General features: G+C 65.1%; 17 protein-coding genes. 9 read left to right on the top strand and 8 right to left on the bottom strand.

What is annotated here, in order from left to right; genetic code table 11:
- Positions 1-40: 40 nt before the first annotated feature.
- Together FAS41_RS16895 and FAS41_RS16890 are read left to right on the top strand one after the other, a co-directional pair.
- Positions 41-808: a hypothetical protein gene (locus FAS41_RS16895; protein WP_138524233.1), complete on the top strand. Its 768-nt coding sequence runs from the start codon at positions 41-43 to the stop codon at positions 806-808.
- A gap of 330 nt (positions 809-1,138) precedes the next feature.
- On the top strand, positions 1,139-1,633 hold the full coding sequence (locus FAS41_RS16890; RefSeq protein ID WP_138524221.1) for a phage infection protein: 495 nt from the start codon (positions 1,139-1,141) through the stop codon (positions 1,631-1,633).
- A gap of 81 nt (positions 1,634-1,714) precedes the next feature.
- Here FAS41_RS16890 and FAS41_RS16885 read toward each other — a convergent pair whose 3' ends face one another.
- The gene (locus FAS41_RS16885; RefSeq protein WP_138524219.1) at positions 1,715-3,025 is read right to left on the bottom strand and encodes an MFS transporter; all 1,311 of its coding nucleotides are present in this window, start codon (positions 3,023-3,025) and stop codon (positions 1,715-1,717) included.
- Positions 3,026-3,243: 218 nt separating this feature from the next.
- Between FAS41_RS16885 and FAS41_RS16880 the strand changes: the two genes are divergently transcribed.
- Together FAS41_RS16880 and FAS41_RS16875 are read left to right on the top strand one after the other, a co-directional pair.
- Positions 3,244-3,486: a DUF6868 family protein gene (locus FAS41_RS16880; protein WP_138524217.1), complete on the top strand. Its 243-nt coding sequence runs from the start codon at positions 3,244-3,246 to the stop codon at positions 3,484-3,486.
- A 113-nt stretch (positions 3,487-3,599) separates the two neighbouring features.
- Positions 3,600-3,815 carry a hypothetical protein gene (locus tag FAS41_RS16875; RefSeq protein WP_138524215.1) on the top strand — a complete coding sequence of 72 codons (216 nt, stop codon included), beginning with the start codon at positions 3,600-3,602 and terminating at the stop codon, positions 3,813-3,815.
- Between the two features lie 6 nt (positions 3,816-3,821).
- On the opposite strand, the gene FAS41_RS16870 is transcribed toward FAS41_RS16875, so the two are convergent.
- Together FAS41_RS16870 and FAS41_RS16865 are read right to left on the bottom strand one after the other, a co-directional pair.
- Positions 3,822-4,898: a fatty acid desaturase family protein gene (locus FAS41_RS16870; RefSeq protein ID WP_425048992.1), complete on the bottom strand. Its 1,077-nt coding sequence runs from the start codon at positions 4,896-4,898 to the stop codon at positions 3,822-3,824.
- Between the two features lie 20 nt (positions 4,899-4,918).
- Positions 4,919-6,019: a ferredoxin reductase gene (locus FAS41_RS16865; protein WP_138524213.1), complete on the bottom strand. Its 1,101-nt coding sequence runs from the start codon at positions 6,017-6,019 to the stop codon at positions 4,919-4,921.
- Positions 6,020-6,174: 155 nt separating this feature from the next.
- Between FAS41_RS16865 and FAS41_RS16860 the strand changes: the two genes are divergently transcribed.
- The 5 genes from FAS41_RS16860 (at position 6,175) to FAS41_RS16840 (ending at position 9,540) form a co-directional block, all read left to right on the top strand.
- Positions 6,175-6,810 carry a TetR family transcriptional regulator gene (locus FAS41_RS16860; RefSeq protein WP_138524211.1) on the top strand — a complete coding sequence of 212 codons (636 nt, stop codon included), beginning with the start codon at positions 6,175-6,177 and terminating at the stop codon, positions 6,808-6,810.
- A gap of 340 nt (positions 6,811-7,150) precedes the next feature.
- On the top strand, positions 7,151-7,651 hold the full coding sequence (gene ureE / locus FAS41_RS16855; protein WP_138524209.1) for an urease accessory protein UreE: 501 nt from the start codon (positions 7,151-7,153) through the stop codon (positions 7,649-7,651).
- Complete coding sequence (locus FAS41_RS16850; protein ID WP_138524207.1) at positions 7,648-8,316, top strand: urease accessory protein UreF; 669 nt, start codon at positions 7,648-7,650, stop codon at positions 8,314-8,316. The genes ureE and FAS41_RS16850 overlap by 4 nt, the downstream gene beginning before the upstream one ends.
- A 10-nt stretch (positions 8,317-8,326) precedes the next feature.
- Complete coding sequence (ureG, locus tag FAS41_RS16845) at positions 8,327-8,941, top strand: urease accessory protein UreG (RefSeq protein WP_045216312.1); 615 nt, start codon at positions 8,327-8,329, stop codon at positions 8,939-8,941.
- Between the two features lie 26 nt (positions 8,942-8,967).
- Positions 8,968-9,540 carry a HupE/UreJ family protein gene (locus FAS41_RS16840; protein ID WP_138524205.1) on the top strand — a complete coding sequence of 191 codons (573 nt, stop codon included), beginning with the start codon at positions 8,968-8,970 and terminating at the stop codon, positions 9,538-9,540.
- A gap of 152 nt (positions 9,541-9,692) precedes the next feature.
- Here the strand turns inward: FAS41_RS16840 and FAS41_RS16835 are convergent, their stop codons facing one another.
- The 5 genes from FAS41_RS16835 to livM all read right to left on the bottom strand — a co-directional run bounded on the left by FAS41_RS16835 (position 9,693) and on the right by livM (position 15,007).
- Complete coding sequence (locus FAS41_RS16835) at positions 9,693-10,457, bottom strand: SDR family oxidoreductase (RefSeq protein ID WP_138524203.1); 765 nt, start codon at positions 10,455-10,457, stop codon at positions 9,693-9,695.
- 515 nt (positions 10,458-10,972) lie between these two features.
- Entirely contained in the window at positions 10,973-11,896 is a 924-nt protein-coding gene (gene lhpI / locus FAS41_RS16830; RefSeq protein WP_138524201.1) for a bifunctional Delta(1)-pyrroline-2-carboxylate/Delta(1)-piperideine-2-carboxylate reductase, read from the bottom strand.
- A gap of 221 nt (positions 11,897-12,117) precedes the next feature.
- Entirely contained in the window at positions 12,118-12,834 is a 717-nt protein-coding gene (locus FAS41_RS16825) for an ABC transporter ATP-binding protein (protein ID WP_045216300.1), read from the bottom strand.
- Positions 12,831-13,706 carry an ABC transporter ATP-binding protein gene (locus tag FAS41_RS16820; protein WP_138524199.1) on the bottom strand — a complete coding sequence of 292 codons (876 nt, stop codon included), beginning with the start codon at positions 13,704-13,706 and terminating at the stop codon, positions 12,831-12,833. The genes FAS41_RS16825 and FAS41_RS16820 overlap by 4 nt, the downstream gene beginning before the upstream one ends.
- On the bottom strand, positions 13,703-15,007 hold the full coding sequence (gene livM, locus FAS41_RS16815; protein ID WP_138524197.1) for a high-affinity branched-chain amino acid ABC transporter permease LivM: 1,305 nt from the start codon (positions 15,005-15,007) through the stop codon (positions 13,703-13,705). Before livM ends, FAS41_RS16820 begins: the two co-directional genes overlap by 4 nt.

Below are 15,007 nucleotides of genomic sequence, written 5' to 3'. Positions count from 1 at the left end.
CTGGATCAGGCGAACTCCCCACTCTTTCTGGAGCCGCATCATGAAACGCACCCTCGTACTTGGCTTTGCCCTCTCCGTACTTGCTGCCAATGCCGCTTTCGCCGGCTCCCAGCAGGAATCCCCTGTGATCAATGCCAGCCAGACCCAGGTTCTGGTTCAGGAAGGCGCCGAACGCAGCCTGGGTCAGCAGCAGAAACTGCTGGACGCGGCCAAGGCCCGTATCGCCGAAAACGGCTCCAGCCAGTCGGTCGATCGCCTGATCCAGAAAATGAACGTGGCCGAGAATGGTTCCAGCCAGACCGTCGACCGCCTGCACAAGCAACTGGGCGTCGCTGAAAACGGCTCGAGCAAAACCGTCGACCGTCTGCACGACGAGATGAGCGTCGCTGAAAACGGTTCAAGCCAGTCGGTTGACCGACTGCACCGGGAAATGAACGTCGCCGAAAACGGCTCCAGCCAGACCGTCGACCGCCTGCACAAGCAACTGAGCGTCGCTGAAAACGGCTCGAGCAAAACCATCGACCGTCTGCACGACGAGATGAGCGTTGCCGAAAACGGTTCGAGCAAGTCGGTTGACCGTCTGCACCAGGCAATGAACGTCGCCGAAAATGGCTCCAGCCAGACCGTCGATCGCCTGCACAAGCAACTGGGTGTCGCTGAAAACGGTTCGAGCAAAACCATCGACCGTCTGCATGAAGAGATGAGCGTTGCCGAAAACGGCTCCGAGCACACCATCGACCAACTGCACAGCAACATGGTGGCCGAATCGGGTGGCGACACCGTCTTCGATGCTCACCTGAAGGCATGAAGCTCCAGGCAGTACACCGCAAGGTGAGAGAAAAGCCCGGCCCCGCCGGGCTTTCTTATCGCTGGAAACCCGTGAAGTCCCGCCATCGATAACAGGCCAGCCGTGTTTTGTAACAGCTTCTTGCCTGAAACCTCCTGAAACACGCCTCTGAACACCGCCCTAGAGCGGTTTTCGTCGTTCCATCATTGACGGCGATAGTTGAAATTAGCCGGCTAAATAATCGACAACACTGATGCTCTGTATCACGCATCATCGTTTTTAAATCGATTTATCCGAAGGGAAAATAACCCTGTAGCCAAAACATATCGCCCCCCTTCGGAGCCGCACAACATGAAAACCAAGATCGCCCTCAGCCTTGCACTGACTTCCCTGATGACCGCCAGCGCCGTCTTCGCCGCCCCGGCCATCCTCAACAACGGCCCGCGCAGCACCCATCAACTGCAGCAGCAGAGCGCCGAACCTCGCGTATCCGCCAATGGCTCCGAACGCACCATCGATCGCCTGCACAAGCAAATGGGTGAAGCTCGCGTAGCCGATAGCGGCTCCGAACGCACCATCGACCGCCTGCACAAGCAAATGGATGACGCCCGCGTCGCCGACAACGGTTCCGAGCGCACCATCGACCGCCTGCACAAGCAAATGGACGATGCCCGCGTTGCCGACAACGGCTCCGAGCGCACCATCGACCGCCTGCACAAGCAGATGGATGACGTCCGCGTTGCCGAGAACGGCTCCGAGCACACCATCGACAAGCTGCACAGCAACATGGTTGCCGAGTCCGGTGGTGACACTGTGTTCGATGCCCATCTGAAGCGTGTTTCCTGATCGGCGTGAAATACGCCGAACAGGCGAAAGAAAAGCCCGGCATCTGCCGGGCTTTCTCATTTCTGCGCTAGCGCAAGGGGATCAGCTCTTCGTCTCGCCAGCACCCGGCTCGCCATCGGAGCGACCAATGCTCGCCGGCGCTTCCACCACCAGCTCTTCCGGTACTTCCTCGACACGCGGGTCCAGCGCGGCGGCCATCGGGCTGACGGTGTCGGGCATGGCCACGTGGTGCAACGGCGCCTCGTCGACGCGGTGTACACCGGTGACGCGCTTGGGCTGCACCCAGAAGATCAGGATCAGCGCATAGGCCGACACCAGCATGTAGAACATGCCCGGGCCGAAGTGACGCATCATCGCGCCAGCGAGCAGCGGGCCAATACAGGCGCCGACGCCGTAAGTGGTCAGCAGCATCGCCGACAGCGCCACCCGGCGCGACTGCTCGACGTGGTCGTTGCCCAGGGCCACGGCCAGCGGATAGAGGGTAAACAGCAGCATGCCGGTGACGAAACCGTTCACCAGCAGCAGCGTATAGGGCAGCTCGACCAGACCCCACATCGGCACCGCCGCCAGGCACAGCAGCAAAGCGTTGGCGCGAATCAGCCAACTGCGGTTGACCCGGTCGGACAACCAACCCAGCGGCCATTGCGCGCAGAAGCCGGCGACGATGCACATGCCGACGAAGAGGCTCGACTGCGCGGTGTCCAGGCCATTGCGCGCCGCATACACCGGCGCCAGACCGTAGAAGGCGCCAACCATCAGGCCGGCGACGAAGATGGTGCCCAGCGACTGCGGCACACGCTTCCAGAAGAATCCGATCTCCAACGGCGCCGCCACCAGCTTGGCCGGGTGGACGCGGCGAGTCAGCGCCAGCGGGATCAGGCAGGACGAGAAGCAGATGGCGACCAGCAGCAGCGGCTTGTAATCCAGCGCCGGGCTCAGCGCCAGCAGGCCCTGGCCGACCACCAGGCCGGCGTCCACCGCCACCATGTAGCCGGCGAATACCTTGCCGCGCTGGTGCCCTTCCGCCTGCTCGTTGAGCCAGCTCTCGATCACCATGTACTGGTTCATCATCACTGCGCCCATCACGAAGCGCAGGAAGATCCACACCTCCAGCTGCGAGACCAGCGCGTGGATCAGCACGATCACCGTGGCCATGCCGGCGCAGGCCACGTAGGAACGGATGTGGCCGAAGCCGGCGATCAGCTTGTGGCCGAACTTGCCGCCACAGACCAGGCCGAAGTAATAAGCCGCCATCAGGCCGCCGACCCACAGGTCACTGACGCCTTCCTGGGTCAGGCGCAGGCCCATGTAGGTGGTGAACAGGCCGGAGCCGGCGAGCATCAGCAGTGTGGCGGTATAGAGCGCAGGAAAGGTGACGAGCGGGCTGAACATGGCGAGTCCGGCAGGCAGATGAGAAAGGTGGGGTGTAACGGCAAGGTTAGCCGTCCGCACATCGGACAGCGGTCGCGCGGCAAAGATCACATGGTTTGCGGCAGGTGCGCATTATGGCCGTCGGCCAGCGCGCCGGCTATCGGACCGACGCCGGTTCGGTTGCCGGAAACCATCCCCGCTGGCACGCGTCCAACCCAGTACGTATCCGGAGAATCACCATGCTGCTCCAGGATCTGAAACCCTTCCTGCTCTACTGCACCCTGATCAACTACGCCATCCTGCTGGTCTGGTTCGCCGCCTTCGTCCTCGCCCACGACTTTGTCTATCGCTTGCATTCGCGCTGGTTCGCGCTGCCGGTGGAGAGGTTCGATGCGCTGCATTACGGCGGCATGGCCGTCTACAAGATCGGTGTGCTGCTACTCAACCTGGTGCCACTACTGGCGCTGTGCATGCTTTCCTGAATCGATGTGCCGCGGGTAGCGACATCATGACCGCCGATCGGAAAGCAACTTGTTGAAATTTATTGGAAATACTCAGGTCGTAGGGTGCACGCAGTTTTCAGGAGATCACCCACGTGCACCACGCAACCCGCAGCCTGCGAAAGACTCTCGACGCCGTCGCCACCAACAACGAGGCCACGGCCCTGGAAGTCATGCGGGCAGTCGAACAGGTCCAGGATGACCTGCTCCGACAGAAGCTGCTCAAGTCCATTCACCACCTCAACCAGGACGCCGCCGACCTGCGCGCCCTGCGTGAGGACATCGCCTCGCCGATGACCCGCCGCGCCTGATCCGCCTCAGGCGTTGGCCGGCACCGTTGGTCGACGGTGCACCCAGATGCGCTTGAGCACCGTGGCGAATTGCGCCGACAGACGGCCACTGTTGTAGGTCTGGCCGTAGCGCGCAGCAATCGCCTGCACGTCCTTCGACAGCTGCGCATAACGGCGCGCCGGCAGGTCCGGATAGAGGTGATGCTCGATCTGGTGACTGAGGTTACCGGTGAGGATATGGAACAGCGGGCCACCTTCCAGGTTGCTCGACCCACGCAGCTGGCGCAGGTACCAGTGGCCGCGTGTCTCGCCCTGCAGCACCTCGGGCGGGAATACCGCCGCCTTCTCGGTGAAGTGGCCGCAGAAGATCACGGTGAAGGTCCACAGGTTGCGCATCAGGTTGGCGATGACGTTACCCAGCAGCACCGCGCCGAAAGCACCGGTGAACAGGCCAAGCAGCGGGAATACCAGGTAATCCTTCACCCACTGGCGCCCGACCTTGGCGTTGAACTGGCTCAGCAGCGGGCGCAGCTCCTCCTTGCTCATCCGCCCCTTCACATACTTGTCCAGGCGCAGATGCTGCACCGCCACGGCGTACTGGAACAGCAGCGCCTGAAGGGTCACCCAGATCGGTTGCCAGCGGTAGAACGGCTTCCACTTCTGCTCGGGGAACAGCCGCACCACGCCGTAGCCCACGTCATCGTCCATGCCCAACACGTTGGTGTAGGTGTGGTGCACATGGTTGTGCGTGTGCCGCCAGAAGTCAGAGGGACCGACGATGTCCCACTCGTAGCTGCGTCCGGAGAATTCCGGGTCGTTCATCCAGTCGTACTGGCCATGCATGACGTTATGGCCCAGTTCCATGTTCTCCAGGATCTTGCCCAGCCCGAGCAGGAAGGTGCCCAGCAGCCAGGTCGGGGGGAACCAGCCAGCCATCAGCAGCACGCGGCCGCTCCAGCAGCAGAAGCGCACCGCCGCGCGGATGCGGCGGATGTAGCGGGCGTCGTTCTCGCCCAGGTCATGCAGGGTGCGCTGGCGCAGGGCGTCCAGTTCTGCACCGAAGGCTGCCAGCTCGGCAGCGCTGAGGTCGCGGTCTTCACGCATGGCGATGGCTTCCCGATTATTCAGAGATCGACAGTCAGGTCGCCCTGGGGCGCGCTGACACAAATGCGGATGGGCTGGCCGGGCTCGTTGAATAGCTCTCCGCTGCGCAGGTCGCGCACGCAGCCGCTGACCAGCGTGCAGGTGCAACTGGTGCAGACGCCTTGGCGGCAGCCATGCACCGGACGCAAGCCATGGGACTCGGCTTGCTCCAGCAGGCTGCGGCGGCTGTCACCAGCCACCTGCCGAGCGCTGCGGGCGAAGCGCAGATTCACCGTTCTTGCCGGTTCGTGGTCGTCCCAGGCCGGCGGGCTGAAGCTTTCCACCTGCAGACTTCGGCTACTCGCACCCAGCACCTGCCGCACGGTTTCGACGAAACCGCCGGGGCCGCAAGCGAGCACGTGACGGCCCTCCAGGTCGGCCACGTGAGCGCGCTGGAAACGTCCGGACAACTCGCCGTCCTGCGCGGTATCACCGCTCAGCGCCCAGCGCAGTTCGAGATTGGGGTATTGCCGCGCCAGCGCTTCCAGCCCGACGACGAAGGCCTTCTGGCCACGCTCGCGGACGTAATGCAGCAGCGTCACCGGGCCGCTGTAACCGCGCGCCAGTGCCTCGCGCAGCAGGCCGAGCAAGGGCGTCAGGCCGCTGCCCGCAGCCAGCAGCAATACACCCTGGTCTTCGGCCGGCCAGCTCAAGTCGCCATCCGGCTGGCCCAGCTCCAGCACTTCACCGACGCACAGTTGCTGCAGCAGGAAAGTGGAAATCCGCCCGCCCGGCTGCAGCTTCACGGCGAACTCCAGGCAGCCGTCCTCGGCGATACGGGTCAGGCTGTAGCTGCGGCTGTGGCGCACGCCGTCGCGCTCGACGAACAACTGCAGGTGCTGGCCGGGCCGAGCACCGCGCCAGTGCGCATTGGGGCGCAGGCACAGCTCGAGCATGTCGTCCGCCACCCACTGCCGCGCCTCGACCCGCGCGAACACCCGGCGCAGCGACCAACCGGGGTTGCAGGCGCGCAGCACAGCATCGACATCCGACTCGCGCAGCCACTGGCCGCGCACCAGAGCGCGAAGCGGAGACAGTAGCGGCGAGATGAAGCGCAGGCCGGCGAAGGGAAGCAGGGACATGATGGAACACCAAAACAGTAAACATGTGTTCACTTAAAATCTCACGAGGAGAGGTTTTCAGTCAACACTCGTTCACTATTTGCCGCAGGAACTTCCCCTGCACCGACCGGCATTTGTTAGAGTGCCTGCGCCCTCGCCCTGGATAGCACTGCCGTATGGCCACTCCCCGCGCCGAACAGAAACAACAGACCCGCCTGGCCCTGATGGACGCCGCGCGCAGCCTGATGGACAGCGGCCGCGGCTTCGGCAGCCTGAGCCTGCGGGAAGTGGCGAAGACTGCTGGGATCGTGCCGGCAGGCTTCTACCGGCACTTCACCGACATGGACCAGCTCGGCCTCGCCCTGGTGGCCGATGTCGACGAAACCTTCCGCGAGACCCTGCGCGTGGTGCGCCGCAACGAGTTCGAGCTGGGCGGCGTGATCGAGGCCTCCGTACGCATCTTCCTCGACGCCGTCACCGCCAACCGCACCCAGTTTCTCTTCCTCGCCCGCGAGCAGTACGGCGGCTCACACCCGATCCGCCAGGCCGTGGGCGCCCTGCGCCAGCGCATCACCGACGACCTGGCCGCTGACCTGGCGCTGCTCAACAAGCTGCCGCACCTCACCGCCCAGGACATCGACGTGATCGCCGACCTGGTGGTGAAGACGGTGTTCGCCACCCTGCCCGAGCTGATCGACCCGCTGGCGGACAGCCTGCCGACGCACCTCTCGCCCCAGGCCAAGATCACCCAGCAGCTGCGCTTCATCATGATCGGCGCCAAGCACTGGACCGGGATCGGTTCGCGGCCCTGAGCCCCACTCGATAATTCAAACGCAGGGTAGATAACGCCCAAGGCGTCATCCGTCGGTCCGGCTACGCGCTGATCCGCTGGCACGCGCTCGAAAATCCGCTGTTGGAGCGAGCTTGCTCGCGAACGGATTTCGCAGCGGGGCCGGTTCGCGAGCAAGCTCGCTCCTGCAAAATACCTGTCGCCCCGCCTTGGTGCGCACCGTTTTCGTGCGCACCAATGTTGCGCGCACGCACCATTCCTGATCGTTCGGACAACGCCGCCAGGCCGCGCCAGCACTGAGCCAGGACTGCACTGGCAAGCCCCTTGCTGTAGCACCGCCATTGCTACTGCCGGACACTGCCATGCTGGTCATCCATCAACGCATCGAACCCCGCGAACACTGGGACGCAGAACTGCGCCTGAACTACGAGGCACGCAGCAAGAGCCGGCTGCGCTGCTTTAGCAGCAGCGGAGAAGACGTCGGCCTGTTCCTCGAGCGCGGCCAGTCGCCGCTGGCCGATGGCGAGTACCTGCTGGCCAACGATGGCCGCGTGGTGCGCGTCTGTGCGGCGCCGGAAAAGCTGCTCCACGTCACCTGCGCCAACGCGTGTGAGCTGAACCGCGCGGCCTATCACCTGGGCAACCGCCACGTTGCCCTGCAGGTCGGCGAGGGTTGGCTGCGCCTGCTCGACGACTATGTGCTGAAGGCCATGCTCGACCAGCTCGGCGCCACCGTGGAGGCCATCGAAGCGCCTTTCCAGCCGGAGCACGGCGCCTACGGTGGTGGGCATCACCATTCGCATCACGGTGAAGAAGAATTCAACTACGCGCCGAAGCTGCACCAGTTCGGAGTGCGCCGGTGAACACCCTCTGGGCGCTGCTGCGCCTGGCCAGCCCCCAGTTGCCCATCGGCGGCTACAGCTACTCGCAAGGGCTGGAAAGCGCCATCGACCAGGGCCAGGTGAAGGATGCCGACGGCGCCCGCACCTGGCTCGTCGACCAGCTGCATCTCAACCTCGCGCGCTTCGAAGCCCCCCTGCTGGCCGAATTGCTGCGCGCCGCACAGAGCGCCGACTGGGACGCCCTGCGCGATGCCGCCGAGCGCCATCGCGCCAGCCGCGAAACCCGCGAGCTGGGCCTGGAAAACCGGCAGATGGGCTTCTCCCTCGGCCAGTTGCTCGAAGCCCTGCCCGAGCTGGACGAACCCGCTCGCCAGTGGCTCGCCGAGCAGGCCGAGCCCTCCTTCGCCGCCGCCTGGGCGCTGGCCGCCCGCGCCTGGGGGCTTTCCCCGGAGCAGGCCCTCGGCGCCTGGCTGTGGAGCTGGCTGGAGAACCAGCTGGCGGTGCTGATGAAGACCCTGCCGCTGGGCCAGCTGGCCGCGCAGAAGCTCACCTCGCAATTGCTCCCCGAGCTCGACGCTGCCTGCCAGGCCGCGCTGGCAAACGATCCCCTCGGCGGCGCGCCCTTCGGTCTCGCGCTGGCCTGCATGACCCACGAAACCCAATACAGCCGTCTGTTCCGCTCCTAGGAGAACTGCCATGAACTCTCAACCTCTTCGCGTCGGCATCGGCGGCCCGGTGGGCTCCGGCAAGACCGCCCTGACCCTGGCGCTGTGCCGCGCCCTGCGTCAGCGCTACAACATCGCGGTGGTCACCAACGACATCTACACCCAGGAAGACGCGCAGTTCCTGGTGCGCAACGAGGCACTGGAGCCGGAGCGGATCATCGGCGTGGAAACCGGCGGCTGCCCGCACACGGCGATCCGCGAGGATGCCTCGATCAACCTGGAAGCCGTGGACCAGCTCAACCGCCGCTTCCCCGGCCTGGACCTGATCCTGGTGGAATCCGGCGGCGACAACCTCTCGGCCACCTTCAGCCCCGAGCTGTCGGACCTGACGCTCTACGTGATCGACGTCTCCGCCGGCGACAAGATCCCGCGCAAGGGTGGACCGGGCATCTGCAAGTCCGACCTGCTGGTAATCAACAAGATCGACCTCGCCCCGCTGGTGGGCGCCTCGCTGGAAGTGATGGACCAGGATGCCTCGCGCATGCGCGGCGACAAGCCCTTCGTGTTCAGCAACCAGAAGACCGGCCAGGGCCTGGCCGAAATCATCACCTTCATCGAACGCCAGGGCCTGCTGAGCGCAGCCTGAACAGCCCCAAAGACCAAGGAATGACCATGACCCTGCGTAAAGCCCTCTACAGCCTGGCGCTGTTCCTCACCCCGGCGGTGGCCTTCGCTCATCCGGGCCACGGCGACCACGGCCTGATCGCCGGCATCGCCCATCCCATCACCGGCCTCGACCATCTCCTGGCGATGCTTGCCGTCGGCCTCTGGGCTGCCCAACAGCAAGGCGCAGCACGCCTGGCGCTGCCCTGCACCTTCGTCGGCGTCATGCTGGTCGGTGGGTTACTTGGCTTCGAAGGGATGCAGATTCCGCTCATGGAGACCGGCATCGCCGCTTCGGTACTGGCGCTGGGCCTGTGCGTGGCACTGGCGGTGCGTCCGCCGCTGGCAGTGGCGATGGGTATCACGGCGCTGTTCGCCCTCGCCCACGGCGTGGCCCACGGGCTGGAACTGCCGGACCTGAGCAGCCCGTGGCTGTATGCCACCGGCTTCGTCGGCGCGACTGCCGCGCTGCATGCGGCGGGTTACGGTCTGGTTCGCGTGCTGCCGCAGGCCGCGGCGCCGCTGGTGCGTTTCGCCGGCCTGGCCTCGGCAGGCGCCGGTGCCTGGCTGCTCGCCGGCTGATGCTTTACCTGTAGGAGCGAGCTTGCTCGCGAACAGCCTCGCAGCGGGGCTGGTTCGCGAGCATGCTCGCTCCTACAAGATCAAGAGCCCCTCACCCCAGCCCTCTCCCTCTGGGAGAGGGCTGGGGTGAGGGTAAAAAACCCGCACAGAAATCAACCCTTGCGATGCACCGAGAACCCCGCCCAGGCCTGGCTCACCGGCATGATCTCCAGGGTGTTGATATTGATGTGCGGCGGCTGGTTCAGGATCCAGTGGATGGTCTCGGCGATGTCCGCGGACTGGATCGGCTCGGCGCCGGCATAGGTCTTGTCGTACTTCGCCTGGTCACCGCCGAAGCGCACCAGCGAGAACTCACTCTCGCACATGCCCGGCTCAAGGTTGGTGACGCGCACGCCAGTGCCCTGCAGGTCGCAGCGCAGGTTCAGCGAGAACTGCTCGACGAAGGCCTTGGTGGCGCCGTACACATGGCCGCCCGGATAGGGCCAGTGGCCCGCGACCGAGCCCAGGTTGAGGATGCTCGCGCCGGGGCCGTGAGCAATCAGGCGCGGCAGCAACAGGCGGGTGGCGTACATCAGGCCCTTGATGTTGGTGTCCACCATGGTGTCCCAGTCATCCAGCTCGCACGCCTGCGCCGGGTCGGTGCCCAGGGCGAGGCCGGCGTTGTTGATCAGGCCACGCAGCTTGGCGAACTTCTCCGGCAGACTGTCCACGGCGGCGGTCATCGCCGCGCGATCGCGCACGTCGAGTACCAGAGGCAGCACGTCGGTCTCGGTGGAAAGCTCCTGGGCCAGCGCGTTGAGGCGCTCCTCGCGACGGCCAGTGATCACCAGCGACCAGCCATCACGGGCGAAACGCCGTGCACAGGCCTCGCCGAAGCCGGAGGTGGCGCCGGTAATGAACAGAGTGGGAGTGGTCATCGCAGAAGTCCTCTTGCTGGGCGCCGCCGTCACCGGTACCTGCCGGGCAATCGTGCCGCGCGCGTTCTTGTCGGTCGACCGAGCATAACAGCCTGAACCCGCCGCGTTGCGTTACAGCCAAGCTGGATAAAACCCGAACAGACGCCTGAAAGCCCCATGGCTACGGGCCTGCCGCGAGTTGCACCCACCTTGTCCACAGGCTGCTCCACGGATTCTGTGGGCAAGCGGGATCAGGGTTTCCCGCTGGACGATTTTCAAGCGCCTCGCTGCAGGCCGCGCCACCGCTGCGCTGGAGAAGTTCTTCCCAAGCTTATCCACAAGTCTTTCAACGGCTGGCGGGGACAACTATCGGAACTGCGGAACTTTTCCGCGAAGCCGTAACTGTCCATCCATACAGGGGTTGCAGGGCAATCGAACAGAAATCGAGCGGCGCTGGCGGGGCCTGTCGCCACGCGGTCTCGCAAGGTTCGCCCAGATGTTATCCACAGCGCCGCCCACAGAATCTCGGGACAACTTCACTGCACGAGCAAACGCGCCGCGATCAGGTCTTCCAGTGCATAACCCACGGACTTGAACAGGGTGATCTCGCTATCGTCCCTGCGGGCGCCACGACCTTGCAGCAGGTCGCTCAGCTGGTGGTGGATGGCGCTCTCGTCGATCACACCCTCGCCCAGGGGAATCAGCAGATCGCCCGCCTCTTCCAGCGCTCCTTCGCGGGTGTCGACGACGATGCGCGCACGGCGCACGGCTTCGCTGTCCGTCTCGCGCATGCTGGGAAGAAAGGCACCGACCAGATCGAGGTGGCAGCCCGAGCGCAGCCAGGCACCGTGGACGATGGGCTCGCGGGAAGTGGTGACGCAACTGATGCAGTCCGCCGCCGCCACAGCACCGCGCAGATCGACGCAGGCGTGGGCGGGATAGCCTTCGTCCTGCAGCTGCTTTACCAACGCATTCGCTTTCTCTTCGTGGCGGCCCCAGAGGGCAATGTCCTCATACTCGCGCACCGAACAGTGGGCGCGGACCATGTGTGGCGCCAGGGTGCCGCTGCCGACGATCAGCAGCCGCCGTGCGTCGCGGCGCACCAGGTAATCGGCGGCCAACGCGGAGGTGCAGGCGGTGCGCCGCGCAGTCATTTCCGAGGCTTCGAGCATCGCCAGCGGGTGGCCGGTTTCGCCATCGAACAGGCAGAACAGCGCGGCCACCGCCGGCAGGTTCTTCGCGCCGTTATTGGGGAACACGGTCACCAGCTTCACACCGATGTCCTGCCCCGGCCGCCACACCGGCATGGTCAGTAGTGAGGCGTTGTCGGGCAGTTCGTGGCAGCCGCGTACCGGGGCTTCGCATTCGCTGGCAAGGCCGATGCGCAGGGCTTCGATCAACTGGGGATAACCCAGGCGCTGGGCAACGTCGGCGTTGGTGAGGAATTTAAGGTCATGCATGGGGGCCTCGTACGGCAGAGTTGAAAGCCCCTCTCCCCTGCCCTCTCCCTGAAGGGAGAGGGAGCCGCCCGTGCCGGCTGACATCAAGGTTTCAACCTGCACCGAACGGTCCCCTCTCCCTTCGGAGCGGGGCGCGTAGCCAGGGTTAGGGAGAGGGTGGGAGGCGACCGGCGGCTCCCGTGTCGATCAGAAGCGAACCCGGCCCCATTCTCAGCGGAGCATCAGTGCCCGCCCAGGTACGCGTTGCGAACCTCCTGGTTACCCAGCAATTCCGCACCGGTACCGCTCAGGCGGATCTCGCCGTTGACCATCACGTAGCCACGGTCGGACAGCTTGAGCGCATGGTTGGCGTTCTGCTCCACGAGGAACAGCGTCATCCCGCTCTGCGCCAGCTCGCGCAGTGTCTGGAAGATCTGCTTGACCACGATGGGCGCCAGGCCCAGCGAGGGTTCGTCGAGCAGCAGCAGCTTGGGCCGGCTCATCAGTGCGCGGGCGATGGCGAGCATCTGCTGCTCACCGCCGGACATGGTCATGGCGCGCTGGTTGCGCCGCTCCTTCAGGCGCGGGAAGAGGTCGAACATGCGCTGCATGTCTTCCTGGGCGTGGTCCATGCCGATGGGGATGGTGCCCATCAGCAGGTTCTCCTCCACCGTCATGTCGGGGAATACCCGACGCCCTTCCGGCGACTGCGCGATACCGTTGGAGGCCACGTAGTGCGCCGACTTGTGGCGGATGTCCTGGCCCTTGTAGAGAATCGCGCCGCCGGCCGCGCGCGGCTGGCCGAAGATCGACATCAGCAGCGTCGACTTGCCCGCGCCGTTGGCGCCGATCAGCGCCACGGTCTCCCCTTCGTTGACGGTCAGCGAGACTTTCTTCAGCGCCTGGATCGGCCCGTAGAACACATCGACTTCACGGAATTCCAACATCGGCGCCGTCATGCCAACTCCTCTTCGTCTGCGCCGAGATAGGCGGCGATCACTTTCTCGTTGTGGCGGATCTCGTCCGGTGCGCCACGGGCGATGACCACGCCGTGGTCGAGCACGATGATGTGGTCGGAGATGTTCATCACCATGCCCATGTCGTGCTCGATCAGCAGCACGGTGATGCCGTGGTGGTCGCGCAGGTAGCGGACGATGCGCGCCAGCGCCTGGGTTTCCGCGGGGTTGAGGCCGGCAGCCGGTTCGTCGAGGCAGATCAACTCCGGTCGGGTGCACATGGCGCGGGCGATCTCCAGGCGGCGCTGCTGCCCGTAGGACATCTCGCCGGCCAGGCGGTTGGCGCAATCCACCAGGTCCACCACTTCCAGCCAGTAGAAGGCGTGGTCCAGCGCTTCGCTTTCCGCTCGACGGTAGCCGGGAGTGTTGAGCACGCCGGCGATGAGGTTGCGGTTGACGAACATGTGCTGGGCCACCAGCAGGTTCTCCACCACCGACATCTCGCGGAACAGCCGGATGTTCTGGAAGGTACGCGCCAGGCCGGCGCGGTTCACCAGGTGGGTACCGCCGAACATCTTGTAGTAGAGGCGGTTGCCGAATTGCGCCGGATTGACGAAGTCGCCGCCCTGGAACGGCTGGCCGAGCACCTTGATGACGTCGGTGGTGCCGCCCTGGGTGTTGAGCAGGATGTTGCCGCCGGTGGCCTTGTAGAAACCGGTGAGGCAGTTGAACACGGTGGTCTTGCCGGCGCCGTTGGGGCCGATCAGCGCGGTAATGGAGCCGCGCTCCACGTCGAGGTTGACGTCGTTGAGCGCCTTGATGCCGCCGAAATGCATCATCAGGTGCTCGACGCTGAGGATCTTGTCACCGCTCATGGTGCCACCCCCTTGCGTACGGCGAAGCCCGAGCGGCTGATGCGGATCAGCCCGCGCGGGCGCCAGATCATCATCAGCACCATGAGGATGCCGAACAGCAGCACGCGGTAGTCGGCGAAGCTGCGCAGCAGTTCCGGCGCGACGGTGAGGACGAAGGCGGCGATCACCACACCCACCGTCGAGCCCATGCCGCCCAGCACCACGATGGCGAGGATCAGCGCCGACTCGAAGAAGGTGAAGGACGACGGGTTGACGAAGCCCTGGTAGCTGGCGAAGAACACCCCGGCCAGCCCTGCCGTAGAAGCGCCGAGCATGAACGCCGAGAGCTTCACCAGCACGTGGTTCAGGCCCATGGCGCGGCAGGCGATCTCGTCCTCGCGCAGCGCTTCCCAGGCGCGGCCGACCGGCATGCGGGTCAGCCGGTGCTTGATGTAGAGCACCAGCAGCACGACGAGGAAGAGCACCACGTAGATGAACAGGAACTTGAAGTTCTGGTTGTAATCGATGCCGAGGAACTCGTGGATCGGCGTGCCGCCGTCCTTCGCCCGGCGACCGAACTCCAGGCCGAAGAAGGTCGGCGCCGGTACCGGCATGCCGTTCGGGCCGCCGGTGAAGGACAGCCAGTTGTTGAGGATCAGGCGGATGATCTCGCCGAAGCCCAGGGTCACGATGGCCAGGTAGTCACCGTGCATCCGCAGCACCGGGAAGCCCAGCAGCGCCCCCGCCAGCGCGGCGACGATGGCCGCCAGCGGCAGCACCGTCCAGAAGCCCAGCCCCAGGTACTGGTAGCCCAGCGCGAGACCGTAGGCGCCGATGGCGTAGAAGGCCACGTAGCCGAGGTCGAGCAGGCCGGCAAGACCGACCACGATGTTCAGGCCCAGGCCCAGCAGCACGTAGATCAGCCCGAGGATGATCACGGTGAGCAGGTACTTGCTGGCGAAGAACGGGAAGATCACTGCGGCAAGGATCACCAGCGGGACAATCCAGCGCAGGCGCGTCTTGTAGCCCGGCGGCAGGACGCTGATGCCCGAGTCTGAGGTCTCGAAGCGGTCCATCACGCGGGAGCCGGCGGGGGTCTGCAGGAACAGGCTGAGCAGCAGCCGGCCGAGCATCACCGCGCCGATCATCCAGGCGAGGCGGACCGGTTCGAGCTTGAAGCTGTAGCCATCGAGCACGATGCCGACGATCGGGCCGAACACGATCAGGGCGATCAGCCCGGCGAGCACGGTGTCGACGAGGCTCTTCTTGATATCGATGCGCGCGGCGTTCGGCGCGGCTGAAGTCTGGGGCGCGGACGTCAT

It is taken from the genome of Pseudomonas nicosulfuronedens, from assembly GCF_005877905.1.
Lineage (GTDB): Bacteria > Pseudomonadota > Gammaproteobacteria > Pseudomonadales > Pseudomonadaceae > Pseudomonas > Pseudomonas nicosulfuronedens.
This window is presented reverse-complemented; position numbering and strand designations above follow the sequence as displayed.